The sequence below is a fragment of the Lysinibacillus sp. fkY74-1 genome, from assembly GCF_053165895.1.
In genome coordinates, this window is record NZ_CP170173.1 from 1,923,952 (window position 1) to 1,947,044 (window position 23,093).

A 23,093-nucleotide genomic window follows, 5' to 3' on the forward strand; every position below is an offset into this window, starting at 1 on the left:
TATGGGCAAAGAGATATCAAACCACTATCAATATCCTGAACACCTAACCAATCAAGATGGAAACGAAAAGACAGAGCTATATGTCATAAAGATAACAAAGGAACAAGTGGATAGGTTGATAGAGGATATCGATCAAACTTTAAGGGCGTCTACCTGACGTCTTTTTTTATTATGGGTTTGCATCATTAATAGTAAAGCTTAGTCCTGCCCCGAAGTAATCAATTCAGGAAAAAGTTCCCTCATTTATTGGTGAATCAAAACGTGCAGTTATTAGCTTTACTTTATAAAAAGTTATAAAATGGTAAAATATTAAATATTACATCAGAACGTTTAAAATGAAAAGAGCTAGAAGGGGCTATTTCATGCTGGATAATTATTTGATTAAGGATTTTACCCTATAGTTCTTTCGTACAGATAAAAAAATAAAATCAGTAAGATTGAAAATGCATCATCGCTACGCCATTTAATAGCTGCCTGTATAAAGCAGTTTTTTCTAAAAAAACTATAGGAATTTAAATACAAACAAATATTTTATCGGATTATGAAAGGAGCTGAGCTGTTTTATGATTTATAAATTGGATAAAAGAGACTACTACAAAATAAAAAGGTTACTACAAACACCTGATCAGAAGAATGATTTAACATTAAATTCCATAATTAATGGTATGAACAGAGGGACAATTTATGTAGACAATCTGCAAGAACCCAATACAGCACTAATAGATGTAACAGGAATAAGCAGTATTTTTATTGGGAATGCGACTAATCAACAGTTTATTGATTCTTTACGAGATTTTCTTGATAATGAATTAAAAATGGATACTTATGAATCGTGTGGTGGAACCTGGTTTATTGCAGTCATAAAAGATGAGATATGGGAACAAGTAGTAGAAAATGTTATTGCTGATAAAGAATACGAACCAGATTATGAGTTGTATTATCAATTCAATCCTAAGGCTTTCGTTGCCTTAAAAGAGCAATACAAACCTTTACCGGATAATTATCTAATAAAAAAAATTGATACCGAAGTCATTAAGAACGACCCAGATGGAATTCTTTCTGACGTATTAGAAGAGGTTTGGTATTCAATTGAAGACTTTAATACTCATGGACTGGGATATTGTATCCTAAGGGATAATAAAATAGTAAGTGCATGTTTTTCTTGCTGTGTACACGAGAATAAGCATGAAATTAGTGTTGAAACATACGACGAGAAACACATGAATAAAGGATTAGCAACTTTAGTATGTTCAGCATATTTAGATGATTGTATAAAAAATGGACTAGTACCCCAATGGTCAACGATGGAAACAAACCTTGAATCTAAACGTTTAGCAAAAAAATTGGGCTTTGAATTTGAGTCAAAACTAAAAACATTGGAGTTTGAATGGAAATGATTATGAGATACTCTTTAAAAGTATATAATATTAAAAATTTAGAAAATTTTTTCTGCTGTAACTTTGAAAAAACTATCCTATAATCAGCAACATGATCACGTTTATTTCATTGGAATGGATTGCAGTCACCAATACTCAAATAAATAAAATCTGTTTGTAATGTATGTATTTTTCCTCTGCACAATTTCTTCTTATTTATAGTTTATAGTATAAATCGTCAGCGTTTTACAAAGTAGAAAGAATGAAGAAATTAGAGGTGAATAAAATGAAATTAAAAGCTTTTGCTGTAACTTTACTTACTACGGTTGTCCTAGGTGCTTGCAATGGAGAGAGTACTAATGACGATAATCCTAGAAAAGAAGTGGAGATGCAAAATATTAAGGAGTTGGTGAATGAATATAGCGGGGACAAAACTAAAGACGAATCTGCTTCAATCACATCAAACCAGCTGATTGTAACTGATAAAGAAGGAATTGAGTCAGCATATGCTTTGCCAGAAGACGAATTTTTTGTTTCTGTAGCTCCTTACATAAATGAAACTCACCCTTGTACTAACCATAGCTTGACGGGGTGCCAAGGAGAACTGGCTAATAAGGATATAGCTGTCTATATTGAAGACTCAAAAGGTAATGTGCTAGTGGACGAAACCATGAAAACTCTAGCAAATGGATTTTTTGATTTATGGCTACCTCGTGACCAAACGTATAACATAAAAATGGAGCACAAAGGCAAAACGGTAGAATCGATATTTTCTACTTATGAAAGCGATGGCACTTGCATTACAACAATGCAATTAAAATAGAAAAAAGTAGGGTTGTCCAAAAAGTCAGTGAAAGCTGATTATTTGTGGCAACCCTTTCCTTTTTAGATTTTTAAAATGCTAGGTTTAGTTTTGCAATAAGGTTGCGATGTTTATAAAAAAGATACGGTGTTTTTAGCATATTCGAATAGTTAAATGCAACTCAAACGATTTAGTTAATGGATCCATTTCATCTTTGATTGATAAGAAATATCTTTATGATTTAATTCACCATCTTATGTAAAACCTCAGTCCTTTTGACAGGAAAAGGAGTAGTTAAGAGCCAAATAATCACGAATGATTTTAGGATGTCCGCCATTTTCAAGACAAATTTTACTGGCAATTTTAATTTCCTTCTGATTATAGTGAGATTGCGCACCAATTAAAAAGATGCCTGACAGTATCAATAATGTGCCAATCCCCAAAACATATTTTATGACTCTTTTCAATACACGTACCTCCATTTCAAAAGTAATCGCTATCCCCAGTATATGTTGAACGATGAAAGCAATATGTTTATTGACATGATGTATACAAATTAGAAATTGGAGCATTAGGTGGCTATAGTGGCATCTGCCTGGCGAGAGGAATTGAAGATGTGGGGCACATTAACCTCACTAGAGTTAGAGGAAAAATATGCCCAAGGAAAATGATGAGCCATATTTAGCGTACTGTATAAAAATAGAAAATACTGGTGCGTTAATGGTCACGGATAGTCGGGTAGTGTTGCTGATCCAGAGATAACACCAAAACGCTATACAGCCATCATGAAGAAATTTAATGAGCTGGTGGCAGTCCACCCGCAACTGGAGTCTATCCTTTGACCAATTGGGGATGACATAACCGTTTCTAAAGTAAAAAAATAATAAAGGTAAAACCTCCTTTATGGTAAAGTATGGTTAGTAACCCAAAAAGGAGAGATGCTTTTGAAACAAGCGTTAATTGTGATTGATGCACAGCAAGAACTAATGGAAGGTAATCAGGAGGAACAAGCTGTTTATCGTAAAGACGAATTAGTAGAGACCATCAATAAGGTGATTAACAAGGCAATCGAAGAAAATGCTCAAATTATTTTTGTTCGTGATCAAGATGTAGCTGGTGGGGAGGGAGCTGGCTTTCAAGTACATAAAAAAATCCATGTTCCCACATCAGCTGTCTTTTTTGATAAACTTGCTACCAATGCATTCTACAACACGGGTTTGCTGGACTATTTAAAGGTTCATGATGTGAAGCACTTGGTAATGATGGGGTGTAAAACCGAGCACTGTGTAGATACCGCCGTCAGAACTGCCACTGTTCAAGGCTTTGATGTCACAGTTGTCGGTGATGGACATTCGACGAACGGCTCCAAGGTTTTAGAACCAGGCGCAATAATCGCACATCATAATGACTTATTACATGGTCATTACAATGTTGACCATTTCTCCCTTGTGCGTCATTCCGACGAAGATTTATTTGAGCCGAGCCATTCAACCTATCGCTAACATAAGAATGACCAAGAATTTTAGTTCTTGGTCATTCCTTTTACTTTCTAAAACATCCAATTTACTACATGAAAGACGTTATGCTATAGCAAAAGCTTGTCCAAAAGGATAGAGTTTTTTTAGAAATGGAACAGGTAACTTATTGGATATAGTAAAAATGGGATACAAGTTATATGGAAACCTTCTTCTTCATAGGGCCACTGTACGACCAGTGACCCTAAGTATCAAGTCAGGAGGTGTAAGGCTAAAATTAGCTTTACACTATTATATATATGTGAAAGTAGCTTTGAAAGTTAGTGATCTGCCTGTTCGATAGATTATTTTTTGAAAGGCGACTAATTAGGGCACAATATGTCGGATGACATCATTCTATTCTTGCTATTGTTGTGTAAAGGGAGGTTATTCAAGTGGATTCATGCACACGATTGAATGAAGCAATTGCCTATATTGAGGCCAATTTGACAAACGATATTGACATGAGGGAAGTAGCAAGAAAAGCGTATTGTTCAGAGTATCACTTTAAAAGAATGTTTTCATTTCTAGTTGGTATCTCACTATCTGAATACATTCGTCGGCGACGTTTGACACTGGCTGCTCTTGATTTGTCGAACGCTTCTTTGAGAATCCTTGATATAGCTGTTATGTACGGCTATAGCTCAGCAGATGCTTTTACACGAGCTTTTCAGCACTTACATGGAATGACACCCTCAGAGGCAAGGCAAACTGGTCAAACATTTAAAGCTTTCCCACGGATGACCTTCCAACTTACCATCCAAGGAGGAAAAGAAATGAATTACCGACTCGAGCAAAAAGAAGCCTTTCACATTGTTGGCTTGATGAAACGTGTACCGATTATTTTTCAGGGAGAAAATCCGGACATTGTGAAAATGGCGCAATCTCTAACAATTACAGATATTGAGCAGCTTAAAAAGCTGTCCAATGTGGAACCTAAGGGCATCATCCAAGCCTCTACAAATTTTTCAGAGGGGCGAATGGAGGAGAAGGGAGAACTCGATCATTATATTGGAGTAGCTACTACAGAAGCAACAAACCCTGGGTACTTTTGTCAGCTTGCTGTCCCTGCGAATACATGGGTAGTCTTTACAGTGGTAGGACCATTCCCGCAAACACTTCAGGAATCGTGGGGCCGTATTTATGCCGAATGGTTTCCGTCTTCTGGCTATAATCAGGTGGCTGGCCCTGAAATTGTCAGTCATGCGAGCACTGATTTCTCCTCACCAACCTTTACAAGTGAAATATGGATACCCATTCTCAAAAAAGAGCCTCTTGCATAATGCACGGCTCTTTAATGTATTTTTGTGCCATTTGGTACGTGCTGATCAGGTGTTAACAGGATAACGTCTCCCTCTTCGGGCACTCCACCAATCACTAACACCTCTGACTTAAAACCGGCAACTCGGCGTGGAGGAAAATTAACAATGGCTACAACTTGCTTTCCGACCATTGCCTCTGGCGTATACCGTTTTGTAATTTGGGCGGAAGACTGTTTAATGCCGATCTCCTCCCCAAAATCGATGTTCATTTTAATAGCAGGAACACGCGCTTTTGGTAGCTCCTGTGCCTGCAAAACTGTACCAACTCGTAGATCAAGCGCTGTAAAATCTTCAAATGTGGCCAATAGACAACTCTCCTTCATTTAACTATATTATCATGCTAACATTGTATGGGAAATTATTCAAAATAAAAAGAAGAGCACATAGAGTGCCCTTCTTTTCTTAACGACGATGCTCCACCAGGTCAATAGCTCCTAACACAATATGAGCTAAACCAAAGCCAAAAATGGTGTTGGCCACCATTTTATTAGAACCATGCTTTTGCTTCATGGCATATCCTGCCGCTGTGACAGCCGACCCGAGAATAGTTGGGATTAAACCTTCACGAACATTATTCATAAAATTGATCCCTCCGTCGTATGATTCGGTATGAGTTTCATACCATACTTACTATGAACGTTTGGAGCTTATCCTATACGAATAAATAGTAGAGGAAAAATACTCGTTTGTTATTTATTGTTGAATCGGTTCTACTTCTATTTGATCGACCATAAATTCGTTCTTCGTATGATCGAATGTATAGGTAATATGGAAATCAGCCACATTTATAGGAAATACGCTAGCTGCAAGGGTCAATTTTATTCGTTGGTTTTCTATATAATAAATCGTTATTGCACCAAAACCTAGCTGATCCTGCTGTATTTCTAGCTCTGGATCGATTTTATAGTCAAAGTGATATTCCTTGCCAAATGCTCGACCCGTAATATTTAATGTTTCAAAGTCTTTTTTCACAACGTTTGACTCCATATGTTGAGCAACAATTTCCTCATAATGAGGAACCTTTATTTCTTGTAAGTCCTGATCTACTACATGAATATCATAATTATCTAGCCCCGTTCCTCTACCAGTCTGAAGGATAATAACAGCTTCCTCATCGCCGTCATCTGTCATATCTATGTAAAACACTTGAGACTCGGTTCCTGTATCATCAGGGTTGTTCCAATTAAAGTCCTTCATTTTCCCATTAAACTCCAGTTTTACGCCATCTCCTTTCTTATACAGTTTTACTTCTTTATTGGCAGAGGAACCCATTAATGTGGCATCAGCATGTGTTGGACTATAAGCTTTTTTTAAAGTTTTTTCTTCTGTGGGATTTTCTTTTTGATCTGAATGGCAACCTGAAAACAAAATAGCACTCAACAATAGCAACGCACCCATTTCTTTTTTCAATTTGTATCTACTCCTTCTGTATTCTTTGGAAAACCGTCGACTTTGCTCATCGCAACGATTTATAAATAAAGAAAATTCCTCATTATATTATATAGTGGCTGTAATGAATATGAAAATTTTGGTTTTTTTGAAACGAAAATGAAGCTTCCACCGTATACTACAGAAGGGGTGTGTGGAAATGAAATATGTAGGCATCGGAACGATCATGTCCATCCTAGGTGTTGTATTTTCAATCCTAATATGGGGTACAGAAAAAGCCCATTTCCTTTCGGGGCTTGTAGGTGGAATACTCATTATTTTCGCTTTGTTAATGTCTGGATCAATGGGGAGTGGGGATCGAATGCGGGCCAATTTTGCAACAGAAACCAAAGAAGATAGGGATGAACGTAATCACATCATGAATAACGCTTTATGGTTAGCATTACCGAATATTATTGTCGCTATCTTTGCGTATTATATGTGAAAAAACCGTCTCAATAGAAAGGATGTTGCAGATTTTGGATAAAGAAAAAGATTATTATTCAGAGGCTTCTAGATATACACTTGCAGTTGTTCTCTTCACACTTATTATTTGGGGCATCTATGATTGGCGACATGCAACTCCCAATGATTTTCAATTTTTATTAATAAACGAAATTGTTATCACCCTTGGCATTACACGATATATTTTGAAGAAGCGAGATCAAAGAAGAAAGCACTCTCAATAATCTTTACATAGGTAATCAATAAAAGTGTCACATCTACCCTAGGTGTGGCTTTTTTTGTTGCATTTAATAGTTAGGAGTACATTTGCAATAGAGAGGTGGTACTATGCAATTAACAGATGGTACACGGACATTTGAAACGGACATAATTGATGAAGCTGCTAGAAAAAAAGAACGTGATGAGCAGGAGCGGGAGATGCTTAATGCATTTGCTCGCTACGCATACCTTCGATACAAGCAAATACGGGATAAGGTTAATCCACGTAAATGCAAATACATGTATATCCATCAAGTTCGTCAACAATTAACTTCACCAGCAAGACTGCAACGTGTTTGCAATCTTTTAAGTATGACTGATGAAGAAATACTTTATATTGTAGAATTTGTCCGCAAGTATTTGAAATACGTCAAATAAAAGCCTCATCATCGGATGGGGTTTTTTTACATAATTTCTAGGGAGAATTGTTTCTCAATCACCCACTCCATATAGTATGATGAACGTGGATAAAGGAGTGAAGCGATTTTGAGATTCATGAAATGGTTAGTTGTTTTTATTATTTTCATTGGTATAGTTGGCTATGGTGTATTACATTTTGGCACGAAATTTGCGTCAGAAAAAATTGTCAATACACTCTCAACAGAATTAGAGAATAGTGGACAAAAGGAAGAAATCAAAAATACAATTGAAAACGATCCGGAGTTAAAAGCCTATATGGAAGAGGCGAAAACGGTAGATAGTAGTACGTTACCTTTTACGTCGAAAGAAGAGGCTACTAAAGTAATCATTCAAAAAGTAGGCATTACAGAGCTAAATGATATTCGTGTGAAATTACAGGACGGCTCCATGACGAAGGAAGAGGCATTACAACAGGTAGAAGGCAAATTATCAGATGAAGAAATAGCTGCATTAAAAGTTATTATCTATAAAGAACTATACGAATAAAACAAGGCACACTCAACATTGGCAGTGAGCGTTGCAGCAGAGGCACTTACGAAATGGTAAGTGTCTTTTTTTGTCCATGTATTCAGAAGAACACCCTCAAAAAAAGGACCATAAATTCTAGCGAAATAAAAAATTAGAAAAATTTGTCCCTTTTTATAGCATAAACTTTTATATAGATAGTACAGAGAGTAATTGTGGAGGAGGGGGATAGCCATGATCTACAGAGTAGTGAAGAACGATAACTTTGTGGTATTGGACAAGGGCTTTTTAAATAATGACCAATTAAGTTGGAAGGCAAAGGGATTGCTTGCCTATATGCTGTCATTGCCAGATGATTGGGATTTTTGTCTGACAGATTTGGCGACACGTAGTAAATGTGGACGTGACGGGACTGCTAGCATTGTTAATGAACTGATTCGGGAAGGTTATCTTCAAAAGGTACAGGAGCGAGCAAAGGATGGAAAATTCAGCAAGGTGGAGTTTGTCGTTTTTGAAGTCTCTAACCGTGCTGCCCAGCCGTCAACGGGTTATCCGTCAACGGCCGCACCACAAACGGAAAAGCCCACACAACTAAATAATAAATTACTAAATAACCAATTACTAAACAATAAAGATGATAATCAACAATCACAGACAGCCTACTACTTTTTCGAACAACAAGGCTTTGGCTCTCTGTCGGCGTATATGACTGCAAAAATTCATTCCTGGCTAAACATTTTTTCAGAGGAAATAGTCATCCATGCGATGAAGCTAGCTGTGGAGCACAATGTATTGTGCTGGCGGTATGTTGAGAAGATATTGCAAAATTGGCATCATAAACAACTAAAGACCATGGTAGATATTGCTTCAGACCAAATGCGCTTTCATGCCCAGAAGAAAAAAGTGGCGGACATGCCAGCCAAGAGACGTCAAGAGATTATTCCACAGTGGTTTCACCATCGTCATGAAGAGGAACGGCCACAGCAGCCAGCCATTAATTTTGAAGCAGAGCGGCAAAAAATATTAGCGCTGCTCGAAAGTGGCTAAACGACCTGCTGATCGGGATACCATAAAGGCCTCACGGAGGAAAAGTAAGCATGATCCTGTAAAATTAGCTGAATTCTGGCTAACGCATCGTCAAATGATTGCGGATCATATTGGCGTGTCAGGCAATGGTTGAAATGACATTTATGGCAGCATATAAGGCATATAGTCGCCAAAACTCATCATCTGGTGGCTGGGTGGAATACCCATTTATTTGCCCGATGCAATAGGGGACACTATGCCGTCTACTAAACAGGGCTAGATTATAAAAATCATGATAGGGATCACCTACATCATAGCCATTAAAATCAATAACCCCATTAAAACTATTTTGGTGGCAAATAATGTGCCCAAGGTGGTAATCATCATGAAGAAGGGTAGTTGGGCGTTGTCTTAATAGCGGTCAATGTTCTTCTATAAAGTACAATAATTTAGCCTCTTGCGGAATTTGATAAGAATCCTGCTGATAGGCTTGTAAATAATTAGTAAATTTCTCTTTTTGTAACGTCTCCCAATGGATAGTTTTTGGTGATTTCACCTGATGAATTTTTCTTAATTCTTTCCCTGCCATTAGACCGAGATGATACTGCTCTGTGTCCGAAAGCTGAAGAATGATTTCATCCGCAGGGGAGCCTATTAAATAGCTCATCACCATCGCTGAAAGATGGTCGTCTGGGAGGACCATATATTCAATGGCCTTATGTGTTTGAACTCTCTGGAGCTCTAAGTCCTGTAGTAAAGTAAATTCAATCCACCTTTTCTCTTGGTGTGCGAGATCGGAGAGGCGTACAAATAAGGTGTATCATTAACGGTTACGACATATTTGGTATCAGAGGAATAGCCTTTGTCGATTTTTTTAATAGCCGTGTAACGGTGTAGGCTAGTTAATCGATTCATGATATTTTCTACAATCACTTTATCTCTCTCCTTCATTCAGTTTAGAAGATACAAAATACTATATGGAGCCGTCCTTTGTCAATGCACCTGTTGAAGTGAAATGATCATTTATTCATCATTTTAAATAATAGTCATGAGCACAACTAACTAGAAAAAATGGTGTAGCTTGCATTTACTAGAATAAGTGAATGTCACTCTCATCCTTCATTCACTTTATATGTGTAGCAGCAAAAAAGGTGAAATAGAGCAGTCATCCATTCAGCCCATCAGTCAACCATGGCAAATAGCTAGCCTGTCGCAATAAAACTAGTTGTCCATTCACCCCTATAATCGTCAGAACTATTGATGAATAGCATGGTGGTCATTCGCAAAGAAATGATAGGAAAGGATGGTGCATAATGAGTTATGTGATTGAATTGCAGATGATGTCAGGATTACCTAATCAACCGCTCACCGCCATTAAGTACGTGGTAGCACATGAATCGGGTAATAGCACTAACACTGGTCCAAATGCATTAGAAAATGAAATTGCCTATATGAATAAAAATAAAGCCAATGCCTTCGTTTCTCACTGGGTAGGGGGTGGCGGACGCATTGTGCAAATAGCACCAGTTAATCGCGTTCAATATGGTTGTGGCCCTAAAGGGAATCCATATAGCTATGCCCAAGTAGAGCTAGCGCGGACTTCTGATAAGGAACAATTTAAAAAGGATTACGCAGCATATATTTGGTTATTGCGCAAAATGGCTATAGAGGCAGGGATTCCCACTATTTTAGATGGTACTGGCAACGGCATCAAATCCCATCGTTGGATAGCTGATAATTTGGGCGGCACCACACACAAAGATCCGTTTGCCTATTTAATAAGTATGGGTATTAGCGAAGCACAGTTCCAGCAAGATTTAAAAAATGGCCTGGAGGAGGGGTTAACAATGTCACAATATAATGAGTTGAAGCAGGAAATAGAAGCTTTAAAAAGCGTATTAGCTACAAAAGCTAGTTTACTATACGATCGAGAAGTAGCCGCATCTCATAAAGAAGCGTGGGAATGGGCTATTAGAGAAGGCATTATCCGAGGCGATGGCAGTAAAAATATGAATCCGGCAGGGGTTCTCACACGTGAGCAAATGGCTACTATGCTCAAACGTTATTACGATAAATTTGTCGATAATAAATAACTATGCTATAATAAAGAAAGGATAAAGTTCGTTGAAACAGCGTGCTTTATCTTTTTTTTTTAAAGATCTTTAGAACTTTTGTCGAAATAAAAAGAAGAGAGGCGGGGGTTAGGATGTTAACGAAAATAAGAAAAGTAAAATTTGAGCAGGAAAGAAAAAATCCGTTATATAACGTGGTCATGGAGTGTCCAGAGGGAAAACAACTATATATAAAATTTGATTATACCTATAAGACTAAAAATTTCTGGCCATTAGAAGTAAATTATAATAAAAAAAATTATGGCGCCAAATTGGCATGGTATACAAATGAAGTTGAAAATATGACAGTTGCTGCATTTTTAGAGAAAATAGCTAATAAAATTAATAAAAAATATCAGTTCGAGTTAGAACAACACTAAAAAAGCAGCATCCTTCCAAGGAAGCTGCTTTTTGTTTGTCCATTATTTTGTTGTAATATAGACGGTTAATTTGGCTTCATCAAATGTTACCTCTGCGCCAAGGGCTTGACTAACAAAGCGTAAAGGCACCATTGTCGTTCCTTGGTAAACTTCGGCAGGGTGGCTAAGGCTAATTGTAGATGTCGTTCCATTTGCATCAACATAAGCTGTTTTGTTGCCAACCCCGATAACGATTTTCTTCCCGACCTTCGTCGCAGTTACTTTTTTAGTGGCATTATCATAAGAAACAGTTGCTCCAAGAGCTTCAAAAATTGGTTTCATCGGTACCAATGTTGTGCCATTTTTCATGTAGGCGCTTGGCGTATAACTTTGTTTTACATTATTCAAATAAACGGCTACTTTTGTCAATGCTGGAGCCTGAATTGCTTTTGTGGGCTGTGTATAGCTGCTTTGACCACCTGAGGAGGAACCACTGCCACTATTCCCATTATGATAATGATAGCCTGTACAAAGACCTTTTGCCTTTGACTTGTCTGAACAATTATGACCACCATTGCTATCGAGACGACCTGGATGTGCATCAGCAATCGTGGTAGTGGTGAAGAATAGGGTAATCATCGCTAAAAATAAGACTAATTTTTTCATATATATCCTCCTATTATCAAAATATGTAATTATTATACTATCAAAAAGTAAAATTTGGTATGTTTTTATAGTAAAATAGTAGTGAAATATAGGGAAGCTATTACATATCCAAAATGGAGAGCACTAACAGAAAACGGTTAATTCTTTTCGGTTTTTGCAAGAGGCGATGAGGACAGCTGCAAAAGTTGCTATGGTACTTGATGCAAACATAAGACTCATTGCCCTCATAATACTACCGGTCATATCTTCTTTCCTATAAAGAAGTATCATAGACAGTACCCTGTTAGGATAAAGAAAATGATGACTATAGTACAATGCTTGTTCGGTTGTTCTTTGTTGTCGTTACATAAACGCATGAATTCTAAAATAAAATATAGGAAATTAAAAAAATAATGAAAATCAATATTTTTTATGCGATAACAAAAAAAGCATTCATCCGAATGGGATCAATGCTTGTTAGATTGATTCATTAACATCTTACATATTTACGTTTAAAACCAAGCCTTCCTCGATCAAGTTCCTTTTGAATAGTTTCATAGGCATTCAGTGTCGTGCTTTTTTTATTGTCACGCTTCATTTCCACAGGACCAACTGCCTGTGCTATTGCCACAGCTTTTTCGTGGAGGGGTACATAGGAAATCGCCACTGTGTAAAGAAAATTATTCATCGCAGATTTTGTTCGTTCAGGCGCAGTATGAATTGTTTTTTTCACAACCTCTAGCATGCTTGCTAATTTGCTTTCAGAAAATTCGTTATCTTTACGATTTCCTAAAAGCCAGCAATAGCAGCTCCAGCCTGCTGACATTTTCAGTTCCTCACCACTCGCCATCCATGCATCCGCCACCTCTTGTGCAATAGGTGATTCCGCTAAAGTGACTGCCACTACATAATCAGCCAGCATATAAAAGTAAGCCGAATCCATCCATCGATCAAAATCAGCCGCCGTCATCGTTTTTGGATCTGCAATGATACCTGCAATATACATAGCATCATAGTTGCCAGTCGCATAAAGCTCTTCTGCCAATGCCTGATCGATTTTAATTTTCTTGGCAATCGGCTTCATGGCTCCTGTTGCCACACCAAAAACCGGCTCATGTGCCCCATTCGACATATACATTTTTTTCGTCCGTTCTTTGCCTAGCTCCTTCAGCTCCTGCATCACCATTTCTGCATTCATAGAAGCACTTCCTTTATTATCTGATTTCAACGCTCTTTACTATTATCCTATAGGGCATGCCCTTTTGTCATGATTGAACTAGTTTCGTCTAGAAATGCTTCCATCTTATTCGAATAAAAAATACGCTATTCAAATATAGTTGTTCACGATTAAAGCCTATTCCAAATAAACATAAATTGTGCAGCATCCGCTTCAAGGGCTAGTTGGTGATACTCGGTCGATTCATCCTCTGTAATTAAGCGACCTTTTTGAACATTTAAAATGGCATGTTTAACAGAAGCAGGATGTTCAACGGAGTAGTGAGAATCCTTTAGGAGGGTAAGGGCAGATCGACATTTATGTTTATCAATGCGTTCATTTTTTCCTTTGAAATATAGTTTTATAAGGTAGGGGATGTCATCAACGATTAAACCAAGCTCTGGATTTGAACGGACGATTAAGTCATCACAAACCCAATTAGATTTACCGGGTTCAAACCATTGCACATTTTTGTTTTTAAAAAATTTTAAATAGGCTTTTATAGCTTCTTGATAATTTTTCTGACGAGCAGGGAGGGCATTGTCTACAAGATCGAGAAGGTAGGAGTCATTAAAATGATGTTCATGGTATTTTTTTAACCCTTCGCGTAATGCTTTCCAATAATCCTTAATTGGATGATAATCGCCCTGATATTTAATATCTTTCACAAATTTCGTCTTGGCGGCACTTCCCTTCATCGTGAAGTCCGTAAATTGTGTTAAGCCAATTGATGGCTTTGTCAAAATTGTCATTTTCACATCACCCTTCCTTCATAAAATTACAATGTTATAGATTAGTATTATATTGGTACGAGTAAATTTATATGATTGCTCGAAGACTGAAGAGAGCTGGAATGGCAAGGTTCTACTACTATAGAAAAATCAATTTTTTGAAAAAAGGATGTTTAGATAGGATGTAGCTGGGAATATAAATAGCGAGCTAGTCAATAGCTCAAAAAAAATTAGGAGGAATAGAAAATGGCTAACAAGCAAAACAATCGCAACAGAAACAACAATGAAAACATGACTGTCGAAGAAGCGGGACGTAAAGGCGGAGAAGCTACCTCCAGAAATCATGATCGTGATTTTTATGAAGAAATAGGACGTAAAGGCGGCGAGGCTCGCAGCAAACAGCGTAGTAATAACACTAACCAAAATCGAAGAACTAACAATAATAACTAATCCCTTTAAATAAGATAAGACCCTTCACACACGGGGCGTTTGTAGTTTTTACTACAAGCGCCTTTTTTGTGGAGCATTTCCTCAAGATCTACAGGATTTATTTGTTGAATTTATATGAATTGTAGTATATATTTAATCCGTTTCCATTATAGTTACATGAGATTGTTTGCAGAGGAAATGAGGACGGATCATGACAAAACAACATAATGAAAAAGAACTATATGATATCATCAACTCCGTTGTGCAGGCTGTTGGCATGCGGATGACTATAAAGCAGGACCATTCAGGAATTAATATGAGCTATAACTTTATTGGGCATTATGTAGGCTTTGATGCCGAGCGATTAATCGAGGCAAAGAATGAGCTGCCACATCCACCTTCACTTGAAGTGTATGTAAAAACAATGACCTTACATGAGCTGGGTCATGCGGTGGATCGTGAAGCATTACAATCATCGCTTCCGCGTACCATTGAAATTTTTACAATGAAAAAACAACATAGCTTACAGGAAATTTATCTTCATGAGCATCTGTTATCTATGTTGCTGGAAGAACATCATATGAATATTCAATTTGAGCAAACTGCATGGGAAAATGCTTGGGCTCTCAATCATAAACATCACTTAGTAAGTGATGAGGATTTTGATTATATAAAGCATTATAGCCTAGCGACCTATAAAAAATTATATGACCAAGATTTACAAGCATATCACCATCTTTTGAACCAGCTTGTACCTCAATTAGCATAGCTAGAAATGATTATTTCATACCTTTCCAAGAATGAGATCGAACCAATTAGGGCAATGTAATACTACTTGGAGGTGATCATTTTGACAAAGGGCAAGCAATATAAACGTCAGTCAGAGTTGGCGGAATTAGCGACAGATTTAAGTCCAGATGATTTAGATGTGCGTGAAGATAATTCTTTAACAAAAGAACAAAAGAAAAATTCAAACGATACGAATCGTGCGAATGAATCATCATCATGTAAATCTCAATCATAATTCACACACCACAATCCATACGATTGTGGTATTATTTTGTCCGTAATTTCACCTATGAGTAGACTAAAGTAGAGAAGATGGTTTGAATCCGTACATACAATGCATAAACAGATACCAAATTAACATCCATTCCTATCAATTACCAGATTTATATAAAAACTATGGGTATAAAGAGAACAGATTCCATTTTTTGCATGCTATAATCATACATAATGAAAGAGGAGGGATGGAAATAGTGGAATTTTTTATTATGTTTATTGGCATCATCATAGTCGTCAGTATCCTTAGTAGCTTTAGCCAAAAATCTAATCAATCCAATGAGGAGATACATGATTTACATTCAACAAACGATTGGAATGGTCATCATTTGCATACTACTACTCACGAGAACCATCATTGTGCTGATAGCTCAACAACTAGTGATTCGTCATGTGGTCCTTCAGGAGATTGAGCAATGAGGAAATCTAATTTAGTAAGAAAGCCTAATGATTATTATTTATCATTAGGCAAATTTATAGAAAGATTGTAGTTTTTTCATCGTAAATAGAAATTATGGCTAAAAGTATGATTTACAGATGACATACTAGATTTATAACAATGAAATAAAGCCTCCTTTAAAGGGGGGAGAGAATGATTTTTAAAATGATAATCATTCCTATAATTAGTATCTCAGCCCGAAGCGTTCCTTGTAATAGCGAATAAGTCCTTTAGACCACCAACTAACCATAGATTATTACCATCCTAAGGTTGTAAAATAAGCTATAGATACAGAGAGAAATTGGAGGGAAAAGATATGATACGATTTGAAAATGATTATGCAGAAGGTGCCCATCCACAAATTTTGCAAAAATTAGTGGAAACCAATGAGGAGCAATCTCCAGGTTATGGGATGGACGAGCATTCGGAAAGAGCTAAAGCCTATGTCAAAAAAGAGATAGCGGCTGAGCAGGCAGACGTTCACTTTTTAGTTGGTGGCACGCAAACGAATACAACTGTCATCGCCTCCATCCTACGTCCTCATCAAGGAGTCATTGCGGCAACTACAGGCCATATTGCTGTCCATGAGACAGGGGCAATTGAAGCGACCGGTCATAAAGTGCTCACTTTGCCTAGCGATGATGGTAAAATAACGGCCGCACAGGTAAAGGCATGCTATGACGCCCACTGGCAAGACAGCACACATGAACATATGGTACAGCCAGGCTTAGTGTACATATCTCATCCAACAGAAAATGGAACAACATATAGTAAAGCAGAGCTAAGTGCAATAAGTAAAGTTTGCCGGGATTGTGGATTGCCATTGTTTCTAGACGGTGCTCGTTTAGGCTATGGTTTAGTAGCAGACGGTAATGATTTATCGTTAAAAGATATTGCTCAGCTTTGCGATGTATTTTATATAGGTGGAACAAAAATGGGCGCCTTATTTGGCGAAGCGGTCGTAATTGTGAATCCAGCTTACCAACGAGATTTTCGCTATATGATCAAACAAAGAGGTGGGCTACTCGCAAAAGGCAGATTACTAGGTCTTCAATTTGAAACATTATTGGAGAATCATCTTTATTTGGATATTGCCCATCATGCGGTAGAGATGGCAATGCTCATTCAGCAGGCGTTTATCCAAAAAGGATTCGCCTTACGCTATAATTCAAAAACCAATCAGCAATTCCCCATTTTGCCGAACGATTTACTTAAGAAATTAGGCGAAAAATACTCCTTCTCTGTTTGGGAACCCTTCGATGATACCCATACGGTTGTTCGTTTTTGCACAAGCTGGGCGACAAAAAAAGAAAATGTGGAGCGTTTAATAAAGGACATCGAGCGACTAGCATAATTATTCAACTGCACTTGGACTTCCCGAGTGCAGTTTTTTTCCTATTATTCCCTAAATATTGCTATAATGCAATTAGGAAGAAAGGTGGGGGTGTATGATTAACTACGTAGCATTACTGAGAGGCATTAATGTAGGTGGACATAATAAAATAAAAATGGCTGACTTAAGGGAAGCTCTTATACCACTTGGATTGCAAAATATTCGTACCTATATACAAAGCGGGAATATTCTTTTTGAATCCACCGAATCAGAGGAAGTTTTGCAGAAGATAATTCATGAAACAATCCAAATAAACTTTGATATTACAAGTACAGTCATCATTAGAACCGCTGAGGAACTTCAGCATATCGTCAACAATTGCCCATTTTCTCAGCAAGACATGGCTGACGCTAGTGCCGCGGCAATAGGGGAATGCCTTCATGTCGCCTTATTACCTGCTGCCCCTACGGAAGAAAATAGTAATAAATATTTATCATATGTGAATGAGCAAGAGCGTTGTGTCATCATCGGCAGAGAGGTTTATCTTTTATTTTACAATAGCATTCGCAACGCTAAGCTTAGTCAACAATTGCCCAAGCTCGAGGTGCCCGCAACGGTTCGTAATTGGAAAACTATCATGAAGCTTACAACCATGTTTGATTCATGACGCGAGCTCCATTAAGTTTACTCATTTAACCTATTAGTTATTTCATTGTAAAAACGATTCATCAAAAATGCTCATCATCTATCTCTTTATTTTGATGTGGAATTGGGCGAAAAAACTGTATCAATGGGGAAGAAAAATAATAGGGGAAGCATAAAAACGGGAGCAACTAAGGATGCTTTCGTTTTTTTAAATAGATAATAAAAAGGGCTGTAGCGAGATTATTCGCTACAGCCAAGAATTGGTTGACCCTTTGAGGTTTTCCTATGTATTATAGCATAATTATTTAGTTCTTGTATAGAAGGGTAGGAATTAGGTGTATGGTCACACTAAATTAACCCTTGAACATTGCACTTTCTAGTAGTTGGTGACTTGAAAAAACACGCACTGTCAACGGATGAGCTGAAAAAGAAAACGATAGCTCAAGCCAGTACATCGACGTTTGTCTTGACAATACCCATGCGCCTTATTTAAATTTCTCCGGCTTAGCCACTTTGATGGATGAAGCTTCCCCACATTTTGTACAAAACGTTAAGATGAGGGGAGATCCAGTAGCCATAATGGAGCCCATCGGCCGTATATTTCCTTCACTTGTGAAACTGCCAATTTGTCCTGAAGCAAAGGCATCGTTTCCACATGCTTTACAATTCAATTTATTGCTTGCCATATGAACACCTCTTTATGTAATATATGTAAATTTTAACATAAAAAAAGAGAGCGTAGGTAATCGATAAGCTAGTCTTTTTAGTTTAAAAATAAATAGTTTAATGTTAAACTACCTTTCAGGAAGAAAGAGTTGGTTGCTCTTTTTAGTTATAAGGAGGAATTGTAAATGAATCGTGTACAAAATAAAGTAGCATTAGTAACAGGTGGCGCATCAGGGATTGGTTTATCAGCAGCGACCTTATTAGCACAGGAAGGCGCAAAAGTTGTTATTGCCGATTTCAATGTAGAGGGTGCTAAAGAAGCGGCCAGTTCTTTAGTGAAAGAAGGATACGAAGCTTCAGCTATTTTCCTTGATGCAGGAGATGCCTCTTCTATAGAGGCAGCGGTGAACTTCACGGTGGAACAATACGGCACATTCACAGTACTATTTAATAATGTGGGTCTAACGAACTTGCAGAAGGATTTAGATGTTGTCAATATAGACTTAGATGAATGGGATCGTTTAGTCAATGTGAACTTAAAATCCATTTTACTCGGTAGCCGTTTTGCGATTCCACATATGCAAAAGGCAGGAGGGGGTTCTATTATTAACACAGCTTCCATGGCCGCATTCGCTAGTGATCAAATCCGTACAGCTTATGGGGCTACAAAAGCAGGCGTGGTCAATCTGACGAAGAACATTGCCACACAATATGGTAAAGATAAAATTCGCTGTAATGCGGTCGCACCAGGTCTCATTTTAACACCAGCAGCGAAAAATAATATGCCAGAAGAAATGCTAGCAATCTATTCTAAATTTAATGCTCTACCGTATCATGGTGAAGCAGATGATATTGGTCATGCAGTGGTATTTTTAGCCTCTGACGAATCGAAATTTATGACAGGTCAAACATTGCAAATTGAAGGTGGGCATTATTTAGCAAACCCAACCATTGCAGACACGAATAACGGGTTAGCTACTCTTAACTAAGTTCTCCATAAAAGAGGTTGTCCCTTAATAGGCAACCTCGATTTAATTGTTTGATTTACATGTTGGGAGCTTGTAACCCGAACTGTGCCCATTCCTCTTTGGCTGGACCATAAATGCCTGGAACAGGTAAGCCTGCTTGACGCATTAGCACAGTCATTTGTCCACGATGATGACTTTGATGTTGCAATAAAAATAATAAGAGGGAGCCGTTAGGGATGGTTTGACCAATAAATTCAATTGTTTCATTCATGGTCTTGTCTGTCCATTGTGTTTTTAAAGCTTCCATAAAGGCATTACTCGCTTGGTAATAGCTATCTGCAATCAATTGTGCTGAAGTAGGAACAGGAAAATCCTCTGCTGGTGCCTCGAATGTTAGATGGGTATTCGCAGAAATAATTCGAATGGCTGTGACCGTATGCCACGCTATACGTCCTAAAGTCCAATGTTCAGCAGTAATGGCTTGATGAAGCGATTCATCAGTAAGCTGTTGTAATAGTTTTTGCGTAGCAGTGGCCTCAAATGTCCAGGATTGTAAAAAATGCTCTACTGTTTGAAACATAAAAAACCTCCTAAAATGAAATCTTCCATTCAATTATATATTTATTAATAGTGAATAGGATTATTTTCCACAAATTAAGTTCCCAAAAGAAAAACCATATAAAGTACGGCATAAACAGGAAGGGCAGTGGACGTAACGATATACATTATCCATTCACCCATCGTTAGTTTTCTTTTCCATCTCGTTAATTTAAGATGTCGACGATACACCATAGTAGAAATAAGTATGAGTATAAAGGATAGCTCCTTTAAGGAATCTAATAAGGTAATCAAATCATCATCTCCTTTAGGCTGTTGCAATATATGAGCCGAGCTGTATGAACATGACAACAAAATACGTGATATCCGCCAGTAGCTGGTTTAAGAAAAAAGCGCGCCTCTATACAAGATAGAAACGCACATACTGTTACTCTTCGCGAATGACCATAAATACTCCACTAAAAATAAATAGGGAGCCCAACCAAAACGAAAGACCAATCGCTTCACCTAAAAGAAGCCAGCCTAAAATTGTGCCTACAACGGGCTGAAGGAAGAAAAATAAGCCCCCACTAGAAGCATTCATTAGTTGAAGCCCTTTATTCCACAATAAAAAACCTCCAGCAGTTGAAACAATACCTAAGTATAACAAGCCGCCTGAAATTGTAGGCTGTAAAACAACGGATAAATTCAAATCTTTTAGCCTTGGAATGACAAAAGGCGTTAGTAGTATGACGGCAATCAAAGAAGAGTAGGTTGTTACAACAATTTGAGAGTAATGACTTGGAACCTTTTTTACTAGTACTGACATTAATGCCCATGTCAATGCAGCAACCAATAAGTAGAGTCCACCTAATTGTTGGGTTAAATTAATTCCGCCATGGCCAACAATAACACCAACGCCAATTGTGGCAAGAATAATGGACAATCCTTTTTTCGGCGTTATGTTTTCCTTCAATATGACACGAGCAAAGACCACCATAAAAGCAGGTGTTGTAGCCGTAATAATCGCACCCATTTGAGCAGTGGAAAGCATAGTGCCCATTTCTTGGGTAACTATCGAAATTGTATTCCCAATGAGGCCGACAACAAAAATAAGGAGCCTATCTTTTTTGGCGATTTTCCAAGATTGCTTCATCATAATGCCAATTAAACCAAGCGCTAATACGGCAATCAAATAACGAATCCAAACAAGCTCCAATGGGGGCACGACTTCCACCACTACTTTAACAACTACATACATAGCGCCCCAAATGCTCGCCGCAAGCGATAAAAAGAGGGCACCGATAATTTTAATTCTCATGTTTTTTCCTCCGTTTTCATAGATACCTATGTCCTTAACGGAGAAAAAGCGCTTCTACCGTTAAGGAAGAAGAAGTGCTGGAACGTCCTGTTCAAACAATGGAGCATACATCATTTAGATCACACCATCCTATTCATATATTTTTATAAGTACAAGGGAAACGTCATTGATTTCAGCAAGGCGATTCAGATTGAATAGCAATACTAGTTTCGAGCTGTTCTAAACAACGATACACTACTAAAAACAAAGCCTATAAATCCACAAACGAAGAACATATAAGCTACAAGCTGGGACATAGCTTCCAAGTGATTGGTAAAGATTTTATAGGCTCCTACTAAAAATAATGCTAAGCCGCTAACTAAACAGATGAAAATCCTACTCTTAACAGTCATCACATCCCCCCTGAAAATTAGATTGGCGAACGAAGCTTGATACATGCCACTTCTTTTTTGCTCTTTTAGGGAATAGTCAGCCTAAAAAAACCTATAAAAGAGGAGGGACACCAATAAAACTAAAATAGCTCCTACTCCATAAACAGAAATAACTGTAATCATGTCCTTTTTCATGAAAACACCACCTAATTTGAAACTTCATCCATCAAAGTGGTTCTTTTTATCACCAGTTTACTAAAAATTGATGCAAGCACTTGCTGAAATAACATGCCAAACACGACAGGCATTGCTACTTTACCCGGGAAGTATGTAGTAGCAACAATGACCCCAACGGCAATATTTCTCATACCGCCAGTATAAACAAAGGTAGCCATATGTGAATAGTCTTTTAGCAAATAGCGACCTATGTAAAAGGCGAAAACATAGCCGGATACAGCAATTAAAAACACTAATAATATCACGAACAATAGGTGTAGATTAAAATCCTTCAAGTATGGAGCGATCGCACTGCTATTAATTAAAATGACAGTAAATAAACATAGCTTTGAAAAAGGTGCAAGCTTCTTTCCAATTTTCTTGGGTATTTCTCCCTTTGACCATTCATTCACCAATATACCGACAATCGTCGGCAAGACAATCATTAAAACTAAGTTAAATACAAGCGATAGAACGTCTAATTCAATTTTTTCACCCGACACAAAGAAGAGAATGAAAGGGAGAATGAATGGAGAAAGTAGCGTATCGATTAAAATTATGGATAAGCCTAATGGTAAGTTTCCTTTGCAAATATTGATCCAGATAACACTTGTAACCCCTGTTGGAAGTGCAACCGCTAAAACAAAGCCGACAGTTAATAAATGGTCGTCAAAGATCACAGTGGATAAGAAATACGCCCATAACGGCATGAATAGGTGAAGAAAAATAATGGAGAAGATAATAAGTCCTGGATGCTTCATAAAGATTTTTACATCTTTAAATTTCATATGTAAGCTTCCTGAGAATGTCATGAATGCAAATAGCCAGGACACGAGGAATAATAAATTTTGTCCCCAGCTTTCAACTAATACACCTAAAATTAAACTTAATGGTGTCAAGATGGCAATGTATTTTTGGAGAAATACATTTAATTTTTCTAACATCAAAAGACCTTCTTTTTCATCTGA

The 23,093-nt window shown here is 37.5% G+C and carries 33 protein-coding genes and 2 pseudogenes; 20 read left to right on the plus strand and 15 right to left on the minus strand.

The annotated features are described in order from the left end of the window. The first annotated feature begins 1 nt into the window (after position 1). From ACE1MS_RS09195 to ACE1MS_RS09205, 3 genes are all read left to right on the plus strand, one after another. Positions 2-157, plus strand: a complete 156-nt coding sequence (locus ACE1MS_RS09195) for a hypothetical protein (protein WP_012294129.1) — start codon at positions 2-4, stop codon at positions 155-157. A gap of 406 nt (positions 158-563) precedes the next feature. Beyond that, on the plus strand, positions 564-1,397 hold the full coding sequence (locus ACE1MS_RS09200) for a GNAT family N-acetyltransferase (RefSeq protein ID WP_036215788.1): 834 nt from the start codon (positions 564-566) through the stop codon (positions 1,395-1,397). A gap of 265 nt (positions 1,398-1,662) precedes the next feature. After that, positions 1,663-2,199, plus strand: coding sequence for a CueP family metal-binding protein (locus ACE1MS_RS09205; RefSeq protein ID WP_447402853.1), 537 nt, complete (start codon positions 1,663-1,665; stop codon positions 2,197-2,199). Positions 2,200-2,444: 245 nt separating this feature from the next. Here ACE1MS_RS09205 and ACE1MS_RS09210 read toward each other — a convergent pair whose 3' ends face one another. Beyond that, complete coding sequence (locus tag ACE1MS_RS09210; RefSeq protein WP_036161417.1) at positions 2,445-2,645, minus strand: hypothetical protein; 201 nt, start codon at positions 2,643-2,645, stop codon at positions 2,445-2,447. An 89-nt stretch (positions 2,646-2,734) separates the two neighbouring features. Between ACE1MS_RS09210 and ACE1MS_RS09215 the strand changes: the two are divergent. The 3 genes and pseudogenes from ACE1MS_RS09215 to ACE1MS_RS09225 form a co-directional block, all read left to right on the plus strand. Then, positions 2,735-3,020, plus strand: a pseudogene (locus tag ACE1MS_RS09215) (O-methyltransferase); the annotation flags it as partial. Between the two features lie 102 nt (positions 3,021-3,122). Further along, positions 3,123-3,680, plus strand: a complete 558-nt coding sequence (locus tag ACE1MS_RS09220; protein WP_036215800.1) for an isochorismatase family protein — start codon at positions 3,123-3,125, stop codon at positions 3,678-3,680. A gap of 407 nt (positions 3,681-4,087) precedes the next feature. Then, entirely contained in the window at positions 4,088-4,975 is an 888-nt protein-coding gene (locus ACE1MS_RS09225; protein ID WP_447402854.1) for an AraC family transcriptional regulator, read from the plus strand. Positions 4,976-4,986: 11 nt separating this feature from the next. On the opposite strand, the gene csaA is transcribed toward ACE1MS_RS09225, so the two are convergent. From csaA to ACE1MS_RS09240, 3 genes are all read right to left on the minus strand, one after another. Further along, on the minus strand, positions 4,987-5,319 hold the full coding sequence (gene csaA / locus ACE1MS_RS09230) for a chaperone CsaA (RefSeq protein WP_012294135.1): 333 nt from the start codon (positions 5,317-5,319) through the stop codon (positions 4,987-4,989). Between the two features lie 97 nt (positions 5,320-5,416). Continuing rightward, positions 5,417-5,593 carry a hypothetical protein gene (locus tag ACE1MS_RS09235; RefSeq protein ID WP_008179752.1) on the minus strand — a complete coding sequence of 59 codons (177 nt, stop codon included), beginning with the start codon at positions 5,591-5,593 and terminating at the stop codon, positions 5,417-5,419. 114 nt (positions 5,594-5,707) lie between these two features. Next, complete coding sequence (locus tag ACE1MS_RS09240; RefSeq protein WP_031419918.1) at positions 5,708-6,424, minus strand: hypothetical protein; 717 nt, start codon at positions 6,422-6,424, stop codon at positions 5,708-5,710. Between the two features lie 178 nt (positions 6,425-6,602). Here ACE1MS_RS09240 and ACE1MS_RS09245 point away from each other — a divergent pair, with 178 nt between their 5' ends. The 5 genes from ACE1MS_RS09245 to ACE1MS_RS09265 all read left to right on the plus strand — a co-directional run bounded on the left by ACE1MS_RS09245 (position 6,603) and on the right by ACE1MS_RS09265 (position 9,097). After that, complete coding sequence (locus ACE1MS_RS09245; protein WP_031419919.1) at positions 6,603-6,887, plus strand: DUF5316 domain-containing protein; 285 nt, start codon at positions 6,603-6,605, stop codon at positions 6,885-6,887. Positions 6,888-6,921: 34 nt separating this feature from the next. Next, positions 6,922-7,131, plus strand: coding sequence for a hypothetical protein (locus ACE1MS_RS09250; RefSeq protein WP_447402855.1), 210 nt, complete (start codon positions 6,922-6,924; stop codon positions 7,129-7,131). Between the two features lie 103 nt (positions 7,132-7,234). Then, the gene (locus ACE1MS_RS09255) at positions 7,235-7,543 is read left to right on the plus strand and encodes a hypothetical protein (protein ID WP_036166213.1); all 309 of its coding nucleotides are present in this window, start codon (positions 7,235-7,237) and stop codon (positions 7,541-7,543) included. A gap of 108 nt (positions 7,544-7,651) precedes the next feature. Further along, entirely contained in the window at positions 7,652-8,071 is a 420-nt protein-coding gene (locus ACE1MS_RS09260; protein WP_031419921.1) for a hypothetical protein, read from the plus strand. A 213-nt stretch (positions 8,072-8,284) separates the two neighbouring features. After that, positions 8,285-9,097, plus strand: a complete 813-nt coding sequence (locus ACE1MS_RS09265; protein WP_207889865.1) for a DnaD domain protein — start codon at positions 8,285-8,287, stop codon at positions 9,095-9,097. Positions 9,098-9,323: 226 nt separating this feature from the next. Here ACE1MS_RS09265 and ACE1MS_RS09270 read toward each other — a convergent pair. Beyond that, positions 9,324-9,440: pseudogene (locus ACE1MS_RS09270) on the minus strand (phosphotransferase); the annotation flags it as partial. Positions 9,441-9,497: 57 nt separating this feature from the next. Continuing rightward, positions 9,498-9,779, minus strand: a complete 282-nt coding sequence (locus ACE1MS_RS09275) for a hypothetical protein (protein ID WP_243432685.1) — start codon at positions 9,777-9,779, stop codon at positions 9,498-9,500. A gap of 610 nt (positions 9,780-10,389) precedes the next feature. Between ACE1MS_RS09275 and ACE1MS_RS09280 the strand changes: the two genes are divergently transcribed. After that, positions 10,390-11,169 (plus strand): N-acetylmuramoyl-L-alanine amidase, encoded by a 780-nt coding sequence (locus ACE1MS_RS09280; protein WP_036161427.1) that lies wholly within the window; start codon positions 10,390-10,392, stop codon positions 11,167-11,169. 113 nt (positions 11,170-11,282) lie between these two features. Continuing rightward, complete coding sequence (locus ACE1MS_RS09285) at positions 11,283-11,567, plus strand: hypothetical protein (protein ID WP_012294144.1); 285 nt, start codon at positions 11,283-11,285, stop codon at positions 11,565-11,567. A 42-nt stretch (positions 11,568-11,609) separates the two neighbouring features. Here the strand turns inward: ACE1MS_RS09285 and ACE1MS_RS09290 are convergent, their stop codons facing one another. The 3 genes from ACE1MS_RS09290 to ACE1MS_RS09300 all read right to left on the minus strand — a co-directional run bounded on the left by ACE1MS_RS09290 (position 11,610) and on the right by ACE1MS_RS09300 (position 14,159). Continuing rightward, positions 11,610-12,212 carry a stalk domain-containing protein gene (locus ACE1MS_RS09290; RefSeq protein WP_447402856.1) on the minus strand — a complete coding sequence of 201 codons (603 nt, stop codon included), beginning with the start codon at positions 12,210-12,212 and terminating at the stop codon, positions 11,610-11,612. Between the two features lie 469 nt (positions 12,213-12,681). After that, entirely contained in the window at positions 12,682-13,389 is a 708-nt protein-coding gene (locus ACE1MS_RS09295; protein ID WP_447402857.1) for a DNA alkylation repair protein, read from the minus strand. A gap of 149 nt (positions 13,390-13,538) precedes the next feature. Beyond that, positions 13,539-14,159, minus strand: a complete 621-nt coding sequence (locus tag ACE1MS_RS09300; protein ID WP_012294147.1) for a hypothetical protein — start codon at positions 14,157-14,159, stop codon at positions 13,539-13,541. A 225-nt stretch (positions 14,160-14,384) separates the two neighbouring features. Between ACE1MS_RS09300 and ACE1MS_RS09305 the strand changes: the two genes are divergently transcribed. From ACE1MS_RS09305 to ACE1MS_RS09330, 6 genes are all read left to right on the plus strand, one after another. After that, entirely contained in the window at positions 14,385-14,588 is a 204-nt protein-coding gene (locus ACE1MS_RS09305; RefSeq protein WP_036161432.1) for a KGG domain-containing protein, read from the plus strand. A 190-nt stretch (positions 14,589-14,778) separates the two neighbouring features. Next, positions 14,779-15,336, plus strand: coding sequence for a hypothetical protein (locus ACE1MS_RS09310; RefSeq protein WP_031419931.1), 558 nt, complete (start codon positions 14,779-14,781; stop codon positions 15,334-15,336). A gap of 72 nt (positions 15,337-15,408) precedes the next feature. Further along, complete coding sequence (locus tag ACE1MS_RS09315) at positions 15,409-15,591, plus strand: hypothetical protein (protein ID WP_230584388.1); 183 nt, start codon at positions 15,409-15,411, stop codon at positions 15,589-15,591. A 235-nt stretch (positions 15,592-15,826) separates the two neighbouring features. Beyond that, positions 15,827-16,042, plus strand: a complete 216-nt coding sequence (locus ACE1MS_RS09320) for a hypothetical protein (protein WP_051563229.1) — start codon at positions 15,827-15,829, stop codon at positions 16,040-16,042. A 342-nt stretch (positions 16,043-16,384) separates the two neighbouring features. Beyond that, the gene (locus tag ACE1MS_RS09325; RefSeq protein WP_036161437.1) at positions 16,385-17,422 is read left to right on the plus strand and encodes a threonine aldolase family protein; all 1,038 of its coding nucleotides are present in this window, start codon (positions 16,385-16,387) and stop codon (positions 17,420-17,422) included. A gap of 94 nt (positions 17,423-17,516) precedes the next feature. Continuing rightward, positions 17,517-18,068 (plus strand): DUF1697 domain-containing protein, encoded by a 552-nt coding sequence (locus tag ACE1MS_RS09330; RefSeq protein WP_012294154.1) that lies wholly within the window; start codon positions 17,517-17,519, stop codon positions 18,066-18,068. A 463-nt stretch (positions 18,069-18,531) separates the two neighbouring features. Here the strand turns inward: ACE1MS_RS09330 and ACE1MS_RS09335 are convergent, their stop codons facing one another. Continuing rightward, positions 18,532-18,732, minus strand: a complete 201-nt coding sequence (locus ACE1MS_RS09335; protein ID WP_031419938.1) for a hypothetical protein — start codon at positions 18,730-18,732, stop codon at positions 18,532-18,534. Positions 18,733-18,897: 165 nt separating this feature from the next. Between ACE1MS_RS09335 and ACE1MS_RS09340 the strand changes: the two genes are divergently transcribed. Further along, positions 18,898-19,701, plus strand: a complete 804-nt coding sequence (locus ACE1MS_RS09340; protein ID WP_031419939.1) for an SDR family NAD(P)-dependent oxidoreductase — start codon at positions 18,898-18,900, stop codon at positions 19,699-19,701. A 55-nt stretch (positions 19,702-19,756) separates the two neighbouring features. Here ACE1MS_RS09340 and ACE1MS_RS09345 read toward each other — a convergent pair whose 3' ends face one another. The 5 genes from ACE1MS_RS09345 to ACE1MS_RS09365 form a co-directional block, all read right to left on the minus strand. Further along, entirely contained in the window at positions 19,757-20,260 is a 504-nt protein-coding gene (locus ACE1MS_RS09345) for a DinB family protein (RefSeq protein WP_012294157.1), read from the minus strand. A gap of 74 nt (positions 20,261-20,334) precedes the next feature. After that, positions 20,335-20,532 carry a hypothetical protein gene (locus tag ACE1MS_RS09350; protein WP_227256804.1) on the minus strand — a complete coding sequence of 66 codons (198 nt, stop codon included), beginning with the start codon at positions 20,530-20,532 and terminating at the stop codon, positions 20,335-20,337. A gap of 133 nt (positions 20,533-20,665) precedes the next feature. Beyond that, positions 20,666-21,538: a DMT family transporter gene (locus tag ACE1MS_RS09355; protein ID WP_447402858.1), complete on the minus strand. Its 873-nt coding sequence runs from the start codon at positions 21,536-21,538 to the stop codon at positions 20,666-20,668. A 203-nt stretch (positions 21,539-21,741) separates the two neighbouring features. Beyond that, on the minus strand, positions 21,742-21,930 hold the full coding sequence (locus ACE1MS_RS09360; RefSeq protein ID WP_031419943.1) for a hypothetical protein: 189 nt from the start codon (positions 21,928-21,930) through the stop codon (positions 21,742-21,744). 185 nt (positions 21,931-22,115) lie between these two features. Beyond that, positions 22,116-23,069 carry a bile acid:sodium symporter family protein gene (locus tag ACE1MS_RS09365; RefSeq protein WP_036166190.1) on the minus strand — a complete coding sequence of 318 codons (954 nt, stop codon included), beginning with the start codon at positions 23,067-23,069 and terminating at the stop codon, positions 22,116-22,118. Between the last annotated feature and the right edge of the window lie 24 nt (positions 23,070-23,093).

Coding starts and splice junctions, on each gene's coding strand:
- ACE1MS_RS09325 (WP_036161437.1), top strand. CDS start 16,385: ATGATACGATTTGAAAATGATTATGCAGAAGGTGCCCATCCACAAATT.
- ACE1MS_RS09195 (WP_012294129.1), top strand. CDS start 2: ATGGGCAAAGAGATATCAAACCACTATCAATATCCTGAACACCTAACC.
- ACE1MS_RS09290 (WP_447402856.1), bottom strand. CDS start 12,212: ATGAAAAAATTAGTCTTATTTTTAGCGATGATTACCCTATTCTTCACC.
- ACE1MS_RS09245 (WP_031419919.1), top strand. CDS start 6,603: ATGAAATATGTAGGCATCGGAACGATCATGTCCATCCTAGGTGTTGTA.
- ACE1MS_RS09330 (WP_012294154.1), top strand. CDS start 17,517: ATGATTAACTACGTAGCATTACTGAGAGGCATTAATGTAGGTGGACAT.
- ACE1MS_RS09305 (WP_036161432.1), top strand. CDS start 14,385: ATGGCTAACAAGCAAAACAATCGCAACAGAAACAACAATGAAAACATG.
- ACE1MS_RS09235 (WP_008179752.1), bottom strand. CDS start 5,593: ATGAATAATGTTCGTGAAGGTTTAATCCCAACTATTCTCGGGTCGGCT.
- ACE1MS_RS09355 (WP_447402858.1), bottom strand. CDS start 21,538: ATGAGAATTAAAATTATCGGTGCCCTCTTTTTATCGCTTGCGGCGAGC.
- ACE1MS_RS09295 (WP_447402857.1), bottom strand. CDS start 13,389: ATGAATGCAGAAATGGTGATGCAGGAGCTGAAGGAGCTAGGCAAAGAA.
- ACE1MS_RS09345 (WP_012294157.1), bottom strand. CDS start 20,260: ATGTTTCAAACAGTAGAGCATTTTTTACAATCCTGGACATTTGAGGCC.
- ACE1MS_RS09205 (WP_447402853.1), top strand. CDS start 1,663: ATGAAATTAAAAGCTTTTGCTGTAACTTTACTTACTACGGTTGTCCTA.
- ACE1MS_RS09280 (WP_036161427.1), top strand. CDS start 10,390: ATGAGTTATGTGATTGAATTGCAGATGATGTCAGGATTACCTAATCAA.
- ACE1MS_RS09340 (WP_031419939.1), top strand. CDS start 18,898: ATGAATCGTGTACAAAATAAAGTAGCATTAGTAACAGGTGGCGCATCA.
- ACE1MS_RS09255 (WP_036166213.1), top strand. CDS start 7,235: ATGCAATTAACAGATGGTACACGGACATTTGAAACGGACATAATTGAT.
- ACE1MS_RS09200 (WP_036215788.1), top strand. CDS start 564: ATGATTTATAAATTGGATAAAAGAGACTACTACAAAATAAAAAGGTTA.
- ACE1MS_RS09335 (WP_031419938.1), bottom strand. CDS start 18,732: ATGGCAAGCAATAAATTGAATTGTAAAGCATGTGGAAACGATGCCTTT.
- ACE1MS_RS09300 (WP_012294147.1), bottom strand. CDS start 14,159: ATGACAATTTTGACAAAGCCATCAATTGGCTTAACACAATTTACGGAC.
- ACE1MS_RS09275 (WP_243432685.1), bottom strand. CDS start 9,779: ATGGTCCTCCCAGACGACCATCTTTCAGCGATGGTGATGAGCTATTTA.
- ACE1MS_RS09285 (WP_012294144.1), top strand. CDS start 11,283: ATGTTAACGAAAATAAGAAAAGTAAAATTTGAGCAGGAAAGAAAAAAT.
- ACE1MS_RS09360 (WP_031419943.1), bottom strand. CDS start 21,930: ATGACTGTTAAGAGTAGGATTTTCATCTGTTTAGTTAGCGGCTTAGCA.
- ACE1MS_RS09365 (WP_036166190.1), bottom strand. CDS start 23,069: ATGTTAGAAAAATTAAATGTATTTCTCCAAAAATACATTGCCATCTTG.
- ACE1MS_RS09265 (WP_207889865.1), top strand. CDS start 8,285: ATGATCTACAGAGTAGTGAAGAACGATAACTTTGTGGTATTGGACAAG.
- ACE1MS_RS09310 (WP_031419931.1), top strand. CDS start 14,779: ATGACAAAACAACATAATGAAAAAGAACTATATGATATCATCAACTCC.